This window comes from Actinokineospora fastidiosa, from assembly GCF_014648415.1.
Taxonomy (GTDB): domain Bacteria; phylum Actinomycetota; class Actinomycetes; order Mycobacteriales; family Pseudonocardiaceae; genus Actinokineospora; species Actinokineospora fastidiosa.
The window spans coordinates 954,491-971,630 of the sequence record NZ_BMRB01000001.1; the positions used below are offsets into that span (position 1 = coordinate 954,491).

The following is a 17,140-nucleotide window of genomic DNA, read 5'->3' on the forward strand; positions in this document are numbered from 1 at the left end:
ACGCCATGGGAGGCGAATCCTAGCCGATCATGATCCCCGGGTGATCCACTCCTGCCGGTGCGGGGCCTCCGCGCCGATCGTGGTCGAGTCGCCGTGGCCGGTGTGCACCACCGTCTCCGGCGGCAGCGCCAGCAGGCGCTCGGTGATCGAGTCGATGATCGTGTCGAAGTCGCTGTACGAGCGGCCGGTCGCGCCGGGGCCGCCCGCGAACAGGGTGTCGCCGGTGAAGACGACGCCCAGGTCGGGCGCGTGGAAGCAGACCGCGCCCGGCGCGTGGCCCGGGGTGTGCATCACGACGAGGGTCCCGCCGCCGACGGTGAACGTGTCCCCCTCGTGGAGGGGGTCGAACTCGGCGTCGGGGTAGACCATCCGCCACAGCACCTCGTCGGCCGGGTGCAGGTAGACGCGCGCGTCGGTGGCGTTGGCCAGGTCCTCGGCCGCGCTGATGTGGTCGTCGTGGGCGTGCGTGCAGAGGATCGCGCGCACCGCCCGGTCGCCGATCCCGCCCAGGATCTCGTCGGCGTCGTGCGCCGGGTCGATCACCACGACCTCGCGGTCGTCGCCGACGATCCAGACGTTGTTCTCGACCTCCCAGGTCCCGCCGTCGAGGCTGAACGTGCCGGAGGTGACGACGTGGTCGACGCGCATCAGAGGACCACCACCGAGCGCAGGACGTCGCCGTGGTGCATCCGCTCGAACGCGCCCTCGACGCCGTCGAGCGGGATGGTCTCGGTGACGAAGGCGTCCAGGTCGAGGCGGCCCTGCCGGTAGAGGTCGACCAGGTAGGGGAAGTCCCGGCTGGGCAGGCAGTCGCCGTACCAGCTGGACTTGAGCGAGCCGCCGCGGGAGAACAGGTCGATCAGCGGCATCTCGACGCGCATGTCCGGCGTCGGCACGCCCACCAGCACGACGGTGCCCGCCAGGTCGCGGGCGTAGAACGCCTGCTTCCAGGTCTCCGGCCTGCCCACGGCGTCGATCACGACGTCGGCGCCGAACCCGCCGGTCAGCTCGCGGATCGTCTCGACCGCGTCGGCCTCGCGGGAGTTGACCGTGTGCGTCGCGCCGAACTTCCGCGCCCACTCCAGCTTGCGGTCGTCGACGTCGACGCCGATGACCGTGGTCGCGCCCGCCAGCCGCGCGCCCGCGATGGCCGCGTCGCCGACGCCGCCGCAGCCGATCACCGCGACCGAGTCGCCTCGACCGACCCCGCCGGTGTTGATGGCCGCGCCCAGGCCCGCCATGACGCCGCAGCCGAGCAGGCCGACGGCCGCTGGCGAGGCGTCCGGGTCGACTTTCGTGCACTGTCCGCTGTGGACGAGCGTCTTCTCGGCGAACGCGCCGATGCCCAGCGCGGGCGAGAGCGGCGTCCCGTCGACGAGGGTCATGGGCTGGGCGGCGTTGTGGGTGTTGAAGCAGTACCAGGGCTTGCCCTTCAGGCACGCCCGGCAGCGCCCGCACACCGCGCGCCAGTTGAGGATGACGAAGTCGCCGGGCGCGACGTCGTCCACGCCCTCGCCGACGGCCTCGACCACGCCCGCGGCCTCGTGCCCGAGCAGGAAGGGGAACTCGTCGTTGATCCCGCCCTCGCGGTAGTGCAGGTCGGTGTGGCAGACCCCGCACGTCCGGACGGCGACGACGGCCTCACCCGGACCGGGGTCGGGCACGACGATGGTCTCGACGGACACCGGCTGGTTCCTGGCCTTGGCCACGACCGCCTGCACCTGTTGCGACATGCGCACACCGTAACCCGATTCACAGATCCCCGACGTAGGGAATCCGTCCCACCTCTGGTGAGGACATCCACCGGCGCAGGGCGGCGGTGGCCCGCACGTCGTCCTCGTTGTACTCCAGCAGCCGCACGCGCTGGGCCGGGTCGGGGTCGTCACCGTCGAGGCCGACGGCGGCGCGGTACCAGCGCATGGAATTCTCGCCGCCGGCGTCCGGGTCGCGCCAGGTGAAGCCCGCGACCGGGGCGATCGTCTTGAGGCCCTTGCCGTGCGAGCACAGGAACTGGTCGCGGACGCTGGCGAACAGGTCGAACCAGGCGTCGGACTCGATGAAGGCGAGCACCTCGGCGCGGCGCGGGATGCCGGGGCGACCGGCGAACCGCTTGGCCGAGGCGAGCAGCCAGCGGTTCTCGGCCAGCTCGTTGTAGCAGTAGGCGCGGAAGGTGAGGCCCCGGTCGTGAGCGGCCTGCCGCACCCCCATCAGCCAGGACCAGAACTCGGCGAAGGAGCGGGCCTCGTCGTCGGTGGGCAGCGGCTCCCAGCTGACGAACGCCCGGTACCCCGGCGACACGCCCACGTCGGCGCCGGTCAGCAGCGCGCCCCACAGGTACGCGCCCGCGTCGCCGAAGCTCTCCATGTCGACGTCGACCTCGACGTCCGCGCGCGGCACGCCGACCCGCTCGACCCGCCGAACCAGGGTGAGGTCGGCAAGCCAGGCGCGGGCCAGGCCGACCGCGTCCTCCACGGGCATGCCGACCAGCGCGGGCACGTCCTCGTCGGCGGGGTCGACCAGGGCGAGCTCGTCGACCGTGCGCACGCCCGCGGCGCGCAGCAGGCCCGCGTCCTCGCCGCGGACGACCAGGCTCACGTCGCGCGTGGCCACCAGCTGCCCCTCGCACACCGGCCACCAGGGGCAGCTGCGGCACTCCACGATCCGCGACGGCTCGGCCAGCGGGTCCGCGCCCGCGGCGGCCGCCGCGGCCACGGAGAGCCGGTCGGCGAAGCGGGTGTCGTACTCCTCCAGCGCGCTGCGCCCGCCGGGCCAGGTGGGCGCGTGCAGGTCGTGCCAGACGACGACGTCGCCGTCGAGGCCGATGACGCCCGCGAACGCGTGCCGGGGGTCGGCCAGGCCCGCGCTCTCCAGCAGCCTGCGCACGTGGGCGAGGCGGAGCTGGTCGCGCGGCTGCGGGCGCACCTTGCGGGCGCTGTCCGGCGTGCCGCCGACCATGGGCAGGTCGTCGAGGCCGCTGGTGCGCGCGCCCGTGCCGGGGTCGGTGACCTTGTGGCGGACGACGAGCACGGGCACGTAGCCCTGCTCGGTGCGCACGAGCAGGTCGATCGTGCCGCGCCTGCCGCCGTCAGGGTCGCGCGGGAGCTGCGCCGACCAGACGAAGGGGGCGTCGGCGGCGAGCGCGGCCATGGTGGCGGTCTCGCGCTCGGAGGCCGGGCCGGGCGGGATCTCGGTCCAGGCAGCGCCCAGCTGCGCGGCCAGCCGGTCCGCGATCGCCCTGCGGTGCGCGGCAGCGTCGGCTTTGCGCAGCTCAGCGGTGGGATCGGGGGCCGCGCGCCTGGCCTCCCGCATCGACGGGTCGTGCTCGAGGTGCACGCGACGCCTGCAGCGGCTCACCACGCCGGCGTCGAGGAGCACCGTAGTAGTCACGTACGCAGTTTAGTTGCCATGTGCGACACATCGGGCGGGTCGGTAGGTTGCTGACCATCGAGCGCGGGAGGCAGCGGATGGCGCGGATCACGCCGAGCAGGGCCCGGAACGCGATCGCGGTCGCCAAGGTGATCGCGCCCGCGTTGATTCCGGTGGTCACGCCCTATCTGATCAAGGCGACCGGCACGGCGCGCGAGCGCTGGGACCGGCACCGGGCGCGCAGGCTCGGCGTCGCCGTCGGCGACCTCGCCCAGTACAGCGGCCACGGCGGCGCGCTGCACGCGCGCATCTCCGGCGTGGCGACCGCGCTGGCCGAGCAGCAGTCCCCCGACCGGGAGACCGAGACCCGGCTGCGCCAGCTCGCCGCCGCCGTCCGCGCTGCCGAGCGCATGCCCGCCAGCCGCAGGCGAGCGGCGCACCGGGCCGTCGACAGCGAGCTGGACGCCATCGAGGAGCGCCTGCTGCAGCGGCTCGGGGTGCGGCAACCTGGGAGAACGAGGGGCCTGGACAGGGCCAACTAGGCTCTAGGACATGACGTCCCGCCTGACCCGTGGCGCCCTCCTGGGCGCGTGCACGGGCGCTCTGGCGGTGGCGGCCCACGGGCTCGCGGGCGGCGGCATGCCCGACACCGCGCCGACCGTGGCGATCGTCGCGCTGGTGGCGTGGGCGGGCTCGGCGCTGGCCGACAAGGGCCCGTGGGTGACGCTCGGCCTGCTGGCGGGCAGCCAGTCGGCCCTGCACCTGCTGCTGACCCAGGTCGCGCACCCGGGATCGGTCGCCGACCCGGTGGCGATGACCGTCGCCCACGTCGCGGCGACGCTGCTCACGGGCTGGCTTTTCGCGCACGCGGGCTACGCGCTCGACGCCCTGGCCGCCGCTCTGCGCGGTCTGGTGCGCGCGGTCGTGGCGCCACTCTTCGGTCTGGTGACCACGTTCGTGCTGGTCACGTCGTCGCGGGCGGACGCGCTGCTCGCGGTGGTGCTGCGCGTGGTGTGCGGGCGCCGCGGTCCGCCGGTTCTCTCCTGAATCCCCCTTCACCCCTTTCCCTTTCAGGAGAAACGCAATGAAACGCTTCGCGGTTGTTCTGGGCTGCGCGAGTGCCGCCCTGCTGTTCTCGGCCGGGACCGCCTCGGCCCACGTGACGGCGAAGGTCATCGGCGAGTCCGCCACGCAGGGCGGCTACACGAAGATCACCTTCCGGGTCCCCAACGAGGACGAGACGGCGGGCACGGTGAAGCTCGAACTGCGGCTGCCGCAGGACACACCCATCACATCGCTGCGCACCAAGCCCGTCCCCGGCTGGAAGGCCGAGGTCACCAAGACCAAGCTCGCCCAGCCGATCACCGTCCACGGCCGCGAGATCACCGAGGCGGTCAGCACGGTGACCTGGACCGCCGAGTCCGGCACCCGCATCGGCCCCGGCGAGTTCGGCGAGTTCGAGGTCAGCGGCGGCCCGATGCCCGAGACCGACCAGCTGGTCATCCCGGCCATCCAGACCTACGACAACGAGAAGGTCGTCGCCTGGGACGCCCCGCCGACCGACGGCGACGAGCCCGAGCGCCCGGCCCCGGTGGTCAAGCTCGCCCCGAAGGGCGAAGGCGACAACCACCACGCCGCCACCCCGGCGTCGTCCCCGACGGCCCCGGCGGCCGCCGAGTCCACTGAGGACACCACAGCCCGCTGGCTCGGTGGCGCTGGCCTCGCCGTCGGCGCCCTCGGCCTGGGCATCGGCGCGGGCGCCACCCTCCGCGCCCGCCGCATGACCCGCACGGAGGCATAGCACGATGCCCCCCTTCCTCGCCCCCACTGTCCACACCCCGCCCGGTTATCCACAGCCCGCACCACACACCCCCTCCAGCGCCCCCCGCGCCGGTAGACTGGACAAGGGCCGACCCCCCAGGGTGGGTGGGGGCTGCGCAAGTGGTGTTCGGCGGGTTCTTGCGGTTGTGTTGGCTGTCTTGTTCGGACTGATCGGGTCGGCTGGGACGGCGTTCGCGCACAATCAGTTGGTCAGCAGCAATCCGGCGGACAAGGCGTCGGTGGAGACCGGGCCCGCGACGGTCGAGTTGACGTTCGACCAGGCGGTGCAGGGCAGCAAGGACCTCAACACCGTCGTCATCGTGGGGCCCGGGGACACGCAGTGGCAGGGCGGGGAGCCGACGGTCAGCGACAACAAGGTGACGGTGCCGGTCCGCGAGCTGGGCCCCGCCGGTGAGTACCGGGTGGGCTACCAGATCCTCTCCGCCGACGGCCACCCCGTCCGCGGCGAGATCCGGTTCACCCTGACCAAGGCGGGCAACGGCACGCCAGCCGAGGTGACCACCCCGGCCCCGGACACGACCACGCCCGAGAGCGGCGGCGGTGTCCCGGTGTGGGTGTGGATCGTCGGCGCGGTCGTCCTCCTGGGCGTCGGCGTCGTCACGGCGATGCGCCTCGGCGGCGGATCCACGCGCTGAGGTGGGGGCGCTCGGCCGGGTCCTTCCCGGCCGAGCGCTCCGGGGCGCCGGGACGGGAGGTCGCTCCGCGGCCGCCGGGCCGTTGGAGCGGGTGGTTGAGGTTCGACAGGAGCAGTCGCCGAGGTGAGGGTTGTGACAGGCCGGGTCGGCTGGTTGGTGGTCCTGCTCGGCCTCGCCGGGCTCGTCGGCGTCGCCGCCGGATCGGCGGTGACCGCGGTCGAGCCCATCCCCGGTCTGCCCGACGCCGGGGTCGTCGTGCGGGCGGGGCTGCCGGTGGCGCGGCTGCTGCTCGACCTCGCCGCCGTCGCCACGGTCGGGTTGTGCCTGCTGCCGATGCTGGTCGGGTTCGATCGGCCGCGGAACGCGGAGCCGACGATGGCGCTGGCCCGGCGGGCGGCGGTGGCCGCCTCGGTGGTGTGGGCCGTCGCCGCGGTGGTCGCGCTCGTGTTGCAGACCGCGGAGTTGCGGGCGAGCGCGGACGTCTCCTTCGGCGCGGTCGCGGACTACGTCGCCACGGTCGGGGCGGGCAAGGCCCTGGTGTTCGTCGCCTGCTTAGCACTGGTCAGCGCGGTGTTGTGCGGGTTGGCGGTGCGGAAAGGCGACGCCGTGCCCGCGGAGCTGCGGGCCGCGGTGGCGTTGTTCGCCTTGTTGCCGCTGCCGGTGACCGGGCACGCGACCGGGTGGCGGTGGCACGACGTCACGATGATCTCGATGGAGCTGCACGTCATGGCGGCCGCGGCGTGGACAGGGGGCCTGGGCGCGGTCGTCGTGTTGCTGGCGGCCAACCGGTCGTTGCTGGCCAGGGCGGTGCCGAGGTTCTCGCGGCTGGCAACCGTCTGCGTGCTGGTCGTCGGCCTGTCCGGGGTGTTCAACGCGGTGATCGAGCTGGCGCCGCGGTTCGACCTGTTCGCCACCGGCTACGGGATCGTCGTGCTGCTCAAGCTCGGGTGCCTGGTCGCGCTCGGCGCGCTGGGCGCGCACATCCGGTTCCGGCTGCTGCCCGGCATCCGGTCGCACCGGCGAACGGCGCTGGTCACCTGGGCGGGAGCGGAGCTGGCCGTGATGGGGCTGGCGTTCGGCCTCGCCGTCGTGCTGACCCGGGTCCCGGCCGCCTGACCTTTTGTCCACAGGGCTGTCCACAGGGGCTGTGGACAACTCCTTTCATCGACCACTCGTGCCGTTCAGCGGTCTGAAGGCATACCGATGCAACCCGCAGGACCCCGAACGGCGCAACGGTGAATGGTCAGTCCGGTTCGGTGAGATGCACTCGGATCGGGTTCGGCCTGCGCATGAGGACCAGCTTGTCGGCGGCGGCGCGGGCGCGGCGGTCGAGTTCGCGGCGATCGATCCAGCCCTGCGCGTAGTGCCGGTAGGCCTGCGCGAGCAAGACCATCTCGGCAAGATGCTCGGCGGCCCGCTTCCTGGCCTCCTCGGGCAGCCGGGCCACCAGGGCCAGCTGGCTCTCCACCACGTCATCCAGGACGCGGGCGGCCGCCAGGGCCTGCCGGGCGCGCCGCGCCTTCCCGAACACCTGAGAACCGCCCCCTCGTGGCCGACCCCGTCGCCAGTGCTGTCGTTCACACAACGCAGCTTGTTAACAGCCCACAACCGCTGATCGGGCTAACCCGGTGGTCAGGTGTAGCGGGACCAGGTCGTGGAAGTGTTACCGAGACGGAAGTCGCGCAGCCGCCGCAGCAGCTCAGGGCGCACTTCCGGACTACTGGCCATGATCGGCAGCACGCTGGTGGTGAGCTTCAGCTCACGCACCTCGCGCAGCACCGCGAACCCCGGCCAGGCCATCACGTCGAAGCCGTAGGCGTCGGCCAGCTCGGCGTACCGGGCGACCGGCTCGCCGAAGCGCCGCACCCCGACGGCCAGCGGGGTCAGGTCCCACTCGGGCGGGCCGACGCAGCTGGAGTCGAAGTCGCAGAGCACCGGACCGGCCGGGCTCGGGATGAGGTTGCCCAGGTGGGCGTCGCCGTGCACGAACCCGCTGGGCAGCGCGTACTCGACCGCGGTCAGCCGCTCGGCGACCTCGGCGCAGCGCTCGCGGAGGAAGGCCAGCTCGCCGTCGTCGACGCCGTCGGCCTCGCCGATGCGCCTGCGCACGTCGTCGAGCGGGTCCCACTCGGGCAGACCGGCGGGCGGCGGCAGGGCGTGCACGGTGCGCAGCAGCCGCGCCAGGTCGGCGGGCGCAGGCGGGCAGTCGTGCGGCTTGACCTCGTGCCACAGGGTCGCGGTGTAGTGCCCGACGACGACCGGCTGGGTGATGTCGCCGACCAGCCGGACCGCGGGGACGCCGTGCTTGGCGAACCAGCGGGCCACGTCGACGACCTTGCGCACCCGGTGCCGCAGCGCGACCGAGCCCACGATGCGCACCACGACCGGCGCGGTGGCCAGCAGGAAGACGGCGTTGTTGGTGAACCTCAGCAGCCGCGCGCCGAGCGGGTCGAGGCCCACGTGCTCGCAGACCGCCGCCAGGGCGGACCGGAGGTTCTCCCTGGTGAACAGGCCCTCGCTGACCGCTGGCACGACGGGGCCGGGCCGCTCACGCCACGCTGTGCAGCTTGGAGATCTGCTCGGCCAGATCACGCGCGTCGGAGTTGTTGACGCGCTTGAGCGCCTCGTCGCGCAGCGGCTCCAGCCGGTCGATGACCCGGCTGGACTTGAGGTTCTCGGCCAGCTCCACGGCCTGGCGGCCGATCCTGGCCCCGTGGTCGACGTCGCCCTCCAGCAGGTGGTTGACCGCCAGCGCGCTCAGGTTGAACGCCTTGCTGCGGGTCATCTCGTCGCCGTAGCCCTCGATGGCCCGCGACAGCGCCGGGATGGCGAACTTGGTGTGGCTGGGGTCCACCGTGCTGGCCAGCACCGTGTGCACGGTGCCGATCATGGCGTGGACGTCGGTCTCGTTGAAGAACTTGACCCAGTCGTCGGCCTCGGCGAGGTTCGCCCGGCTGAACTCGTCGCGGGTGCGGTTGATGAGCTTCATCGTCTGGTCCTTGCGGCCCAGCATCGCGTAGGCCCACGCCTGGTTGGCGCAGATGACCGCGACCGCGAGCTCGGAGCCGGACTCCTGGGCGGCGATCTGGCCGAGCTGGAACATCTTCAGCGCGTCGTCCGGGGCCTTCTTGTGCAGGTAGACGCGGCCCATCCGGTAGAGGATGTTGGCCACCAGCGGCTCGCTGCCGCCCTCCTTCGCCAGCACGAGCGCCTTGCCGAAGTGGCTGCGGGCGGAGTCGGTGAGTCCGATGTCGAAGGACGTCCAGCCCGCCAGGTTGTGCAGATCCGCGAGCGCGACGTGCAGACGCCGCTTCACGTGCTCGGTGCCCGACGCGGTCAGCATCTGCTGCCCCCACGACAGCTGCGCGACCACGGCGTCCCGACAGAAACCGCCGCCGTACTGGTAGTCCAGGGATCGCAGCGCTCTCGTCGCCGCCTCCACCTGACGCACGTCGGTGATGCCGATGCGACCCGGCCCTGGGGTGTGCTCGGGACTGGCCACCCAGGAGCCGGAGTTGGTGCCCAGCACGTTCGCGCCCACCGTCACGGCGGCGGCGTGTGCCAGGAACTCCCGACGCTTCACCTCTTCGCTCTCCTCAGAGTCTGCGGCCTCGCGACTCACCGCGACTCGCACCGCGGTGACCTCGTCGTACGCGAGGCCCATGTATCCCCTCGGGACACCCAGACCGTCGGCGATCCTGGCGAGCACGTCATAGGCCATGACCTGCCGACCCTTGAGGATCTCCGACACCTCGGACTGCGACTGGCCGGTCATCGCGGCGATCTGGCGCTGTGAGACTCCGGTGCGCCTGAGCAGCCGGTAGACGGAGCTGATCTCCCGCGCGGCCAGCGCGGCGCGCATCTCCGGGTCTTCCCACGTGTCACTTGAAATGGGAGAACCCTGTGCGCCGATCGAGTTCATTCCGCCCCCTCACAGTCCATCGGGCGTCAAGCGCAGAGTAAGCGCACTTCACGAACCGCGAGAAGTGCGCTTCGGCGAACCTGATCGGTCCGACCGAAGACCGGTGACCGCTTACCGTGGAACAGCCGCCGATCAGCGCTGCGTCTCTCCAATCCCGTCTTCCGCACCTCAATGTAGTTCCTGGTAAGCGCAAGAGCACGGAGGGAAACCAAAGTCGTGGAACTGCTCCGGTCGGCACCGAACGCGGTCCGCGACGTGTCCGCCGACGGACGCCGGGTCTGGCGGGTCTCCTGCGGCGACGTGGTCAACCGCGACCGCTGCCTCACCGTGCTCGTCGAGAAAGACACGGTCGTCCTCGTCGGACCTCCCGGCGAGACGGCGGTTCTGACCACCGGCCAGCTCGGCCAGTTGCGGACCGCCCTCAAGGAAGCCGCCGAACAGGCGGAAAGGTGACGGTGACGTTAGGTGGACGAAATACTCGGCCAGGTCCTGCGCAGCGCCGTGTGGGAGCGCCTGGACATGCTCACCGAACTGGCCAACCGGGCCGATGCCCCCTCCCTGCTGTCCGTCGCGCGATCCGAGCTGCCCCGGCTCACCGAGGGCTGGCGCGCGATGCTGAGCGCCCACGAGCCGGACGAGAAGGGCAACTGCCCGGTCTGCTCCAGCCGGTGGCGCCAGCAGAAGGCGCCGTGCCCGGTCTGGCGCGCGGCGTACGAACACCTGGTCGCGGGCGGTCTCGCACCGCAGCAGCCCCCGCGCCACGCGCTGCGGCGCGCCACGGCGGGCGCCCGATAGCCCGGCGGCCCGCCGCGTCGCCACCCCGGACACGAGCGGCGCGGCGGGCCGTCGCCCAGGCAGGCGGGTCGGTGCATCCGTGCCCCCGAACGTGGTGGACCGGCCTGCCGCCTGACCCGCCCCGCGATCCCCGCGGACCGGTGCTGCTGTACTCCCTCCCCCGACCAGCACCGGTCCGCGGTACCACTCGCTTTCGGCCCACAGCGGCGCTCCGAGCGGGCAAAATGGAAGGCCACCGATCCGGGAGGAGACGCGGTGGCGAGCCCGACCCCGCTACGCAGGCAGCCGGTCCAGCAGCGCAGCGCCCAGCGCGTGCAGCGCATGCTCGACGCGTGCGCGAATCTGATCGATGAACTGGGATACGACGGCGTCACGACCACGCTGATCGCCGAGCGCGCCGGGGTCGCCGTCGGCTCGCTGTACCAGTTCTTCCCCGACAAGCGGGCCGTCGTGCAGGCGCTGACCCAGCGCAACCTCGCGCACTTCATGGCCGAGGTCGCCCGCCGCTTCGACGAGACGCCGGTCGAGCACTGGTCGCTCGGCGCCGACCTCATCTTCGACCTCTACGTGGAGATGTACCGGGAGATCCCGGGCTTCCGGCGGATCCGCTTCGGCGACGTCGTCGACCTGCGGCTCATCGACAGCGAGCGGGACAACAACACCGTCATCGCCGACGACATCGCCGCGTTCCTCGCCGAGCGCTTCGGCGTCCCGCTCGCCGAGATCCGGCTGCCGGTCGCGGTCGCGCACGAGATCGCCGACAGCATCCTCAACCTCGCGTTCCGGCGCAGCCTCTTCCCCGAGGACACGGTCATCTCGGAGGCGAAGATGGTGGTGCGGGCGTATCTGTCCGGGCAGCTGGAGAGCTGGCGCGGCTAGCCGAAGTTCCGTCCCTCGCCCCGGTAGGTCGGCACGGCGGTGGTCCGGTCGCCGTCGACCAGGTGGTACTCGGTGAAGCGCTCGGCGGGCTCGCCCGCCTTGGCGTGCCGCAGCCAGACCCGGTCGCCGACGGCGAGGCGGTCGGCCGCCGCGCCCAGCAGCGGGGTCTGGACCTCGCCCGCGCCCTCCATCGGCGACAGCCGCAGCCCCTTCGGCAGGTGCGGGCGGGGAAGGCGGGCCTTGTCGGCCGGGCCGGACGCCGGGAACCCGCCGGAGAACACGGTCGCCACCCCGCGACCCGGCCTGCGCACGACGGAGACCGCGTAGAGCAGCGCGGGATCCGGCGCGAACGAGCGGTAGTCGTCGAAGAGCGCCGGTCCGATGAGGCCTGACCCGGCCGCGATCTCGGTGACCGACGGGTCGTCCCTGGTCAGCTCGACGCTGCCGGTGCCGCCGCCGTTGACGAACTCCAGCGGGGCCACCGACTCCACCGCGCGCACAGCGGCCGTCCTGCGGCGCACGAGTTCGGCGCCGGACCGCCGCTGCATCCAGCGGAGGACGGCGGCACGGGCCCTGCTCGGGGGCTTGTCACCCAAACCCGCGATTTGCCCTTCGTAGGCCATCACACCAATGAGTGAAATTCCTGGCCGTCGAACAATCTCCCGGGCTAGCGCGCGGGCCGCGTTCGGGGTGAACACCGGGGAACGCAGCGCGCCGACATGAACCCGGGAACTGCCGAACAGCGGCCGCCAGGAGACGTCGAACTCCAGGCACACGCGAATGGGCGGATGATCGGACCCAAGGGTGTCGGCGAGGAAATCCAGGTGCGCCACCGAATCCACGATCACGCTGACGCGCTCGCGCGCGTTCTCGTCGGCCGCGAGCGCGCGCAGCGCTGCCCGGTCGGCGGTGGGATAGGCGACCAGGATGTCGGTGTCGGCGAATTCCGTGCCCGCCCAGGTCCGGTTCAGCCACAGCGCCTCGCGGAGGGAGTAGGCCATGATGCCCCGGTATCCGGGCATCCTCAGCACCCGTTCCAGCAGCGGGCGGCAGCGCACCGACTTGCTCGCCACCCGGATCGGCCTGCCGGACGCGCGGCGGACGAGGTCGGCGGCGTTGCGGTCGAACGCCGCGAGGTCGACCACGGCGAACGGCGGGTCGAGGTGAGCGGTGGCGGCGTCGAGCGTGCGCTGGTCCACGGCGCCACCGTACGACAGGAACCCTTGAAATGTGAAGTCGTTTCACATACTCTCCGGCCATGACCAGGGCCTGGCGGAACTGGGCGGACACCGAGCGCGCCGTGGCCGCCGAGGTGCGGCTGCCGCGCTCGGTCGCCGAGGTCGCGGCGGCGGTGACCGCCGCGGCGGAGTCCGGACTGACGGTCCGCGCCCGCGGCAGCGGCCACTCGTTCACCGCCGTCGGCGCGGCGCACGGGATCGCCGTCGACCTGTCGCGGTGGACCGGGATCATCGCCGCCGACCGGGAGACCGGGCTGGTCACCGTCCGGTCGGGAACGACCCTGGGCGCGCTGAACGCCGACCTTGACCGGCTCGGCCTGGCCATGACCAACCTCGGCGACATCGACGCGCAGACGGTCTCGGGCGCGATCTCGACCGGCACGCACGGGACGGGCGCGCGCTTCGGCGGCCTGGCCACCCAGGTCGCCGGGCTGGAACTGGTGCTGGCCGACGGCTCGGTCGTCACCTGCTCGGCCGACGAGCGCCCCGACCTGTTCGCCGCCGCCCGGCTCGGCCTGGGCGCGCTCGGCGTCATCACGGCGGTGACCCTGCGCGCCGAGCCCGCCTTCACGCTGTCGGCCGTCGAGCGCCCGGAACCGCTCGACGACGTGATCGACGGCCTCGACGAGCACTGCGCCGCCAACGACCACTTCGAGTTCTACTGGTTCCCCTACGCCGCCAAGGCGCTGACCAAGCGCAACAACCGCATGCCCGCCGGGAGCGCCCCGAGGCCGCTGGGGCCGGTGCGCAGGTTCGTCGAGTACGAGGTCATGGAGAACGCGGCGTTCGGCGCGCTCTGCCGGATCGGGCGGGCCGTGCCCCGGCTCGTGCGGCCCATCAACCGCTTCTCCGCGTCCGCGCTCTCCGAACGGTCCTATCAGGACGTTTCGCACCGGGTCTTCGTCACCACCCGCAAGGTCCGGTTCGTCGAGTCGGAGTACGCCATCCCGCGCGAGGCGCTCAAGGACGTGCTGGCCGAACTGCGGCGCAGGGTGCCCGCGCTCGCCGACCCCGTGATGTTCCCGGTGGAGGTCCGGGTCGCCGCGGCCGACGACGTCTGGCTGTCGACGGCCTACGGGCGGGACTCGGCCTACCTCGCCGCGCACCAGTTCGTCGGCATGCCCTACCGGGAGTACTTCGCGTTGTTCGAGGCGATCGCGCGCGCCGCGGGCGGGCGGCCGCACTGGGGCAAGATGCACACGATGGACGCCGACGCGCTCGCCGAGCGGTACCCGCGCTTCGCCGACTTCCGCCGCGTGCGGTCCGATGTGGACCCCGGCGGGCTGTTCCGCAACCCCTACACCGACCGCGTGTTGGGCCCCATCGCCGACTGAACCGCCTCGGCGATCGGGGTCGGCCCACCGACCAGCTCCAGCGTCATGCCCGCGCTCGCAGGCTCGTCCAGCAGCGCCAGGAGCACGGCGGCGACATCGGCCCGGCTGATGTCGCCGGGCGGCACGGACTCGCCGAGGGTGACCCGACCGCTCGGCGCCTCGTCGGTGAGCCTGCCCGGCCGCAGGATCGTCCAGTCGAAGTCGCGGGAGCGCAGATCGTCCTCGGCCGCGGCCTTGGCGCGCAGATAGGCGCCGAACACCGGCTCGACGTCGGTGCGGTCCAGGCCCATCGCGCTGATCTGGAGGAAGCGGACCACGCCCGCGATCCGGGCCGCGTCGGCGACCAGGACGGCGGCGTCGCGGTCGACGGTCTCCTTGCGCGCCGCCCCGCTGCCCGGACCGGCGCCCGCGGCGAACACCACGGCGTCCGCGCCCGCGAGCACCGCGGCGACCTGTTCGGCGGTCGCCTGTTCGAGGTCGGCCACGACGGCGTCCCCGCCGAGGTCGCGCACGTCGGCGACGTGGTCGGGATTGCGGACGATGCCCACGACGTCGTCGCCGCGGCCCGCGGCGAGCGCGGTCAGCAGGAGGGCGATCTTGCCGTGGCCACCGGCGATGGCGATGCGCATGGGACCGAATCTACGGTCAGCCGGACGTGACCACCGACTCGAGCACCTGCTCGTAGGCCAGTTCGCACACCCACCGGTAGAGCGCGTCGACCTCGGGGAAGGCGCGGTCGGTGCGGCCGGGGAGGTCGACCTGCACGGTGCCGCAGGCGTCGCCGTCGGGCTCGGCGGCCAGCACGGCCACGCCGTACGCGCGGGCGCGGGGCAGGCAGTTGGCCAGGTAGTCGTGCGAGAGGACGGCCGTGGTCGGGAGCACGACGGCGGCGTCGCCGTAGCGCAGGAACGGCACGGCGTTGGCCAGGCCGGTGCGCCAGTGCCGGGCAACCGCGATGGCCCCGACGACGCGCACGGCGGGCTCGGGGACCCGACCGGCCAATTCGGGCCACGCCCACGTGGAGACGGTTGTGCGATCCGTCACGGGCTCCTGGCCGAGGCAGATCCGCTCGGCGTGCACGTCGGGCAGCAGCTCGGCCACGAGGCAGACGCGCCTGCCCAGCAGGATGGTCTCCGGCAGCACCGTCCCGGCCCAGCCCAGCGCCGCGGCGGCGCCCTCGGCGAGCTCGGTCACCGTGCCGGGCAGCTCCACCGGCGGCGCCAGCTGCGCGGGCAGCGCGTTGAGGTGCTCGCTGACCGCCGTGCGCCCTGGGGTGCCGCTCACGAAATCCACCCTTCATCTGCCACCCGTCGCCGACCGGGGGTCCGGTCGACAGGGGGGTCGATTGGTACCTCACTGGAGTACCAGCCGGGACGGGGTGAATCAGAGACCACGACGCGGGCGCTGCGACCGGCGGCGGAAAGCGGGCGATAACCGGTCGATGAGCGACATCCGGACTTCACCCCGACTGTGCGACCAACCGGGTGACCGGGCACCCACCTGCAGCAATACGCCAACCGAGGGTGTAGCGCGGCTCACGCGGCGCCACTCGGCAGGCTGCCGACAGCCCGCGTTCGACCCAATACTGCCAGTCACTGTCCGCGTGCGGAAGGCAAAGAAAAAACGCCCCGCTGCCGCGAGGCGCTTTATCGTGTGGGCGAGGGGGGAGTTGAACCCCCACGTCCTTTCGGACACACGGACCTGAACCGTGCGCGTCTGCCATTCCGCCACTCGCCCGAGTGGTGTCCTTGGCGGGACGTGCAGAACTCTAGCACGGCTTCGAAGGTGGGTCGCACATACCCGTGTCCGGGGTCGCCTACCCGGATACGATCGGGTCAGGAGCCCGCTCGGGAAGGAGGTGCCATGAACATCGGACAGCGGCTTAACCGCAGGCTGGAGGATGTCGTCGGCAACACCTTCGCGCGCGTGTTCGGTGGCAACGTCGTGCCGCAGGAGCTGGCGCAGGCGCTGCAGCGCGAAGGTGAGGCCAACATCCGCGAACTGGCGGGTGGACGGCTCCTCGCCCCCAACCACTACGTGGTTGTGCTCGGGCCCGACGACCACCGGAACTTCTCCGGTGACGAGGGTCGGATGACGACGCTGCTCGCGGACTGCGTGGCCGAGCATCTCGCCGAGAACGGGTGGGAAACGTACGGCGAGGTCGTAGTCTCCCTGGAGCGCTCCGACGGGCTGCACACCGGACAGTTCCGAACCCGCTCTACCGTCGACCCCGACGTGCAGCGTCAGTCCGAGGGAGCGTCAGCTTCGGACGGAAGACGGCAGGCATCCCCCCGCAACGCAGGAGACCGATCCATGAGCCAGCCTCCCGGCTACGGCCACCAGCCCGAGGGCGATCCCTACGGCCAGCAGAACCAGCAGTACGGGTACGGGCAGCAAGGCCAGTACGGCAACGATCAGTACGGCCAGCAGGGCTACGGCCAGCAAGGCGGCGGTTACGACCAGGGTTACGGCCAGCAGCAGCAGGGCGGCTACGACCAGGGCTACGGCGGCCAGCAGGGCTACGGCCAGCAGGGCTACGAGCAGGGCTACGGACAGCAAGGCGGCGGTTACGACCAGGGGTATGGCCAGCAGGGCTACGGCCAGCAGGGCTATGACCAGGGTTACGGCCAGCAGGGTTATGGCCAGCAGGGCTACGACCAGGGCTACGGGCAGCAGGCGGGCTACGGCCAGCAGGGCGGCTACGACCAGGGTTACGGCCAGCAGGGCTACGGGCAGCCCGGTTACGCGCCGCCCGCCGTGCAGACCGGCCCGCGCCAGCTCTCCGCGTCGCTGCAGCTCGACGACGGGTCCAACCGCAACTACAGCCTGAAGCAGGGCGGCAACGTGGTCGGCCGCGGCCAGGACGCCGATTTCCGCCTGCCCGACACCGGCGTGTCGCGCCGCCACCTGGAGATCACCTGGGATGGTCAGAGCGCCACGCTCGCCGACCTGGGCTCCACCAACGGCACCACGGTGAACGGCACCCCGGTGCAGACGTGGCAGCTGGCCGACGGCGACGTCGTCCGGATCGGCCACTCGTCGCTGGTGTTCCGGACCCAGGGCTGATCGCGGCCGAGGTCCGAGCGCAACGCATCGGGCTGGCCGCACGTCTATCCGACCGGCGGGGCC

18 protein-coding genes, 1 tRNA gene and 1 pseudogene are annotated in these 17,140 nt (G+C 72.3%); 10 read left to right on the plus strand and 10 right to left on the minus strand.

Annotated features, from left to right (window positions below):
* Positions 1 to 27: 27 nt before the first annotated feature.
* From IEY98_RS04495 to IEY98_RS04505, 3 genes are read right to left on the minus strand one after another with little or no spacing between them, the layout of a single operon-like run.
* Positions 28 to 648 carry an MBL fold metallo-hydrolase gene (locus tag IEY98_RS04495; protein ID WP_189208971.1) on the minus strand — a complete coding sequence of 207 codons (621 nt, stop codon included), beginning with the start codon at positions 646 to 648 and terminating at the stop codon, positions 28 to 30.
* The gene (locus tag IEY98_RS04500) at positions 648 to 1,733 is read right to left on the minus strand and encodes an S-(hydroxymethyl)mycothiol dehydrogenase (RefSeq protein ID WP_189208972.1); all 1,086 of its coding nucleotides are present in this window, start codon (positions 1,731 to 1,733) and stop codon (positions 648 to 650) included. Before IEY98_RS04500 ends, IEY98_RS04495 begins: the two co-directional genes overlap by 1 nt.
* A 19-nt stretch (positions 1,734 to 1,752) precedes the next feature.
* Positions 1,753 to 3,387, minus strand: a complete 1,635-nt coding sequence (locus tag IEY98_RS04505; RefSeq protein WP_189208973.1) for a TM0106 family RecB-like putative nuclease — start codon at positions 3,385 to 3,387, stop codon at positions 1,753 to 1,755.
* A 77-nt stretch (positions 3,388 to 3,464) separates the two neighbouring features.
* Between IEY98_RS04505 and IEY98_RS04510 the strand changes: the two genes are divergently transcribed.
* From IEY98_RS04510 to IEY98_RS04530, 5 genes are all read left to right on the plus strand, one after another.
* The gene (locus tag IEY98_RS04510) at positions 3,465 to 3,908 is read left to right on the plus strand and encodes a DUF6474 family protein (protein ID WP_189208974.1); all 444 of its coding nucleotides are present in this window, start codon (positions 3,465 to 3,467) and stop codon (positions 3,906 to 3,908) included.
* A gap of 10 nt (positions 3,909 to 3,918) precedes the next feature.
* Positions 3,919 to 4,413, plus strand: a complete 495-nt coding sequence (locus tag IEY98_RS04515; RefSeq protein ID WP_189208975.1) for a hypothetical protein — start codon at positions 3,919 to 3,921, stop codon at positions 4,411 to 4,413.
* A gap of 37 nt (positions 4,414 to 4,450) precedes the next feature.
* Positions 4,451 to 5,167, plus strand: coding sequence for a YcnI family copper-binding membrane protein (locus IEY98_RS04520; RefSeq protein ID WP_189208976.1), 717 nt, complete (start codon positions 4,451 to 4,453; stop codon positions 5,165 to 5,167).
* A gap of 121 nt (positions 5,168 to 5,288) precedes the next feature.
* Positions 5,289 to 5,843 (plus strand): copper resistance CopC family protein, encoded by a 555-nt coding sequence (locus IEY98_RS04525; RefSeq protein ID WP_373292319.1) that lies wholly within the window; start codon positions 5,289 to 5,291, stop codon positions 5,841 to 5,843.
* Between the two features lie 123 nt (positions 5,844 to 5,966).
* Positions 5,967 to 6,959 (plus strand): CopD family protein, encoded by a 993-nt coding sequence (locus IEY98_RS04530; RefSeq protein WP_189208978.1) that lies wholly within the window; start codon positions 5,967 to 5,969, stop codon positions 6,957 to 6,959.
* A 127-nt stretch (positions 6,960 to 7,086) separates the two neighbouring features.
* On the opposite strand, the gene IEY98_RS04535 is transcribed toward IEY98_RS04530, so the two are convergent.
* The 3 genes from IEY98_RS04535 to IEY98_RS04545 form a co-directional block, all read right to left on the minus strand.
* The gene (locus IEY98_RS04535) at positions 7,087 to 7,374 is read right to left on the minus strand and encodes a hypothetical protein (RefSeq protein ID WP_189208979.1); all 288 of its coding nucleotides are present in this window, start codon (positions 7,372 to 7,374) and stop codon (positions 7,087 to 7,089) included.
* Between the two features lie 101 nt (positions 7,375 to 7,475).
* On the minus strand, positions 7,476 to 8,375 hold the full coding sequence (locus IEY98_RS04540) for a phosphotransferase enzyme family protein (protein WP_189208980.1): 900 nt from the start codon (positions 8,373 to 8,375) through the stop codon (positions 7,476 to 7,478).
* Positions 8,376 to 8,391: 16 nt separating this feature from the next.
* A complete protein-coding gene (locus IEY98_RS04545) occupies positions 8,392 to 9,765 on the minus strand; it encodes an NsdA family TPR-like regulatory protein (RefSeq protein WP_189208981.1) in 1,374 nt (457 codons plus the stop codon).
* A 267-nt stretch (positions 9,766 to 10,032) separates the two neighbouring features.
* Between IEY98_RS04545 and IEY98_RS04550 the strand changes: the two are divergent.
* From IEY98_RS04550 to IEY98_RS04560, 3 genes and pseudogenes are all read left to right on the plus strand, one after another.
* Positions 10,033 to 10,218: pseudogene (locus IEY98_RS04550) on the plus strand (hypothetical protein); the annotation flags it as partial.
* Between the two features lie 12 nt (positions 10,219 to 10,230).
* Complete coding sequence (locus tag IEY98_RS04555; RefSeq protein WP_189208982.1) at positions 10,231 to 10,560, plus strand: hypothetical protein; 330 nt, start codon at positions 10,231 to 10,233, stop codon at positions 10,558 to 10,560.
* A gap of 255 nt (positions 10,561 to 10,815) precedes the next feature.
* Complete coding sequence (locus IEY98_RS04560) at positions 10,816 to 11,439, plus strand: TetR/AcrR family transcriptional regulator (RefSeq protein WP_373292320.1); 624 nt, start codon at positions 10,816 to 10,818, stop codon at positions 11,437 to 11,439.
* On the opposite strand, the gene IEY98_RS04565 is transcribed toward IEY98_RS04560, so the two are convergent.
* Positions 11,436 to 12,638, minus strand: coding sequence for an alanine racemase (locus IEY98_RS04565; RefSeq protein ID WP_229786577.1), 1,203 nt, complete (start codon positions 12,636 to 12,638; stop codon positions 11,436 to 11,438). The two genes, IEY98_RS04560 and IEY98_RS04565, sit on opposite strands and share 4 nt — an antisense overlap.
* A gap of 59 nt (positions 12,639 to 12,697) precedes the next feature.
* Here IEY98_RS04565 and IEY98_RS04570 point away from each other — a divergent pair, with 59 nt between their 5' ends.
* Positions 12,698 to 14,011 (plus strand): D-arabinono-1,4-lactone oxidase, encoded by a 1,314-nt coding sequence (locus tag IEY98_RS04570; protein ID WP_189208983.1) that lies wholly within the window; start codon positions 12,698 to 12,700, stop codon positions 14,009 to 14,011.
* On the opposite strand, the gene IEY98_RS04575 is transcribed toward IEY98_RS04570, so the two are convergent.
* The 3 genes from IEY98_RS04575 to IEY98_RS04585 form a co-directional block, all read right to left on the minus strand.
* On the minus strand, positions 13,975 to 14,640 hold the full coding sequence (locus IEY98_RS04575; protein WP_189208984.1) for an NAD(P)H-binding protein: 666 nt from the start codon (positions 14,638 to 14,640) through the stop codon (positions 13,975 to 13,977). The two genes, IEY98_RS04570 and IEY98_RS04575, sit on opposite strands and share 37 nt — an antisense overlap.
* A gap of 16 nt (positions 14,641 to 14,656) precedes the next feature.
* On the minus strand, positions 14,657 to 15,295 hold the full coding sequence (locus tag IEY98_RS04580) for a hypothetical protein (RefSeq protein ID WP_189208985.1): 639 nt from the start codon (positions 15,293 to 15,295) through the stop codon (positions 14,657 to 14,659).
* Between the two features lie 370 nt (positions 15,296 to 15,665).
* A tRNA-Leu gene (locus IEY98_RS04585) sits at positions 15,666 to 15,748 on the minus strand.
* 126 nt (positions 15,749 to 15,874) lie between these two features.
* Here IEY98_RS04585 and IEY98_RS04590 point away from each other — a divergent pair.
* On the plus strand, positions 15,875 to 17,077 hold the full coding sequence (locus IEY98_RS04590) for an FHA domain-containing protein (RefSeq protein WP_189208986.1): 1,203 nt from the start codon (positions 15,875 to 15,877) through the stop codon (positions 17,075 to 17,077).
* Positions 17,078 to 17,140: the final 63 nt, after the last annotated feature.

What these genes read in the sequence shown, in the direction of transcription:
- IEY98_RS04570 (WP_189208983.1), top strand. Translation starts at nt 12,698, where the DNA reads ATGACCAGGGCCTGGCGGAACTGGGCGGACACCGAGCGCGCCGTGGCC.
- IEY98_RS04545 (WP_189208981.1), bottom strand. Translation starts at nt 9,765, where the DNA reads ATGAACTCGATCGGCGCACAGGGTTCTCCCATTTCAAGTGACACGTGG.
- IEY98_RS04510 (WP_189208974.1), top strand. Translation starts at nt 3,465, where the DNA reads ATGGCGCGGATCACGCCGAGCAGGGCCCGGAACGCGATCGCGGTCGCC.
- IEY98_RS04520 (WP_189208976.1), top strand. Translation starts at nt 4,451, where the DNA reads ATGAAACGCTTCGCGGTTGTTCTGGGCTGCGCGAGTGCCGCCCTGCTG.
- IEY98_RS04500 (WP_189208972.1), bottom strand. Translation starts at nt 1,733, where the DNA reads ATGTCGCAACAGGTGCAGGCGGTCGTGGCCAAGGCCAGGAACCAGCCG.
- IEY98_RS04575 (WP_189208984.1), bottom strand. Translation starts at nt 14,640, where the DNA reads ATGCGCATCGCCATCGCCGGTGGCCACGGCAAGATCGCCCTCCTGCTG.
- IEY98_RS04495 (WP_189208971.1), bottom strand. Translation starts at nt 648, where the DNA reads ATGCGCGTCGACCACGTCGTCACCTCCGGCACGTTCAGCCTCGACGGC.
- IEY98_RS04515 (WP_189208975.1), top strand. Translation starts at nt 3,919, where the DNA reads ATGACGTCCCGCCTGACCCGTGGCGCCCTCCTGGGCGCGTGCACGGGC.
- IEY98_RS04590 (WP_189208986.1), top strand. Translation starts at nt 15,875, where the DNA reads ATGAACATCGGACAGCGGCTTAACCGCAGGCTGGAGGATGTCGTCGGC.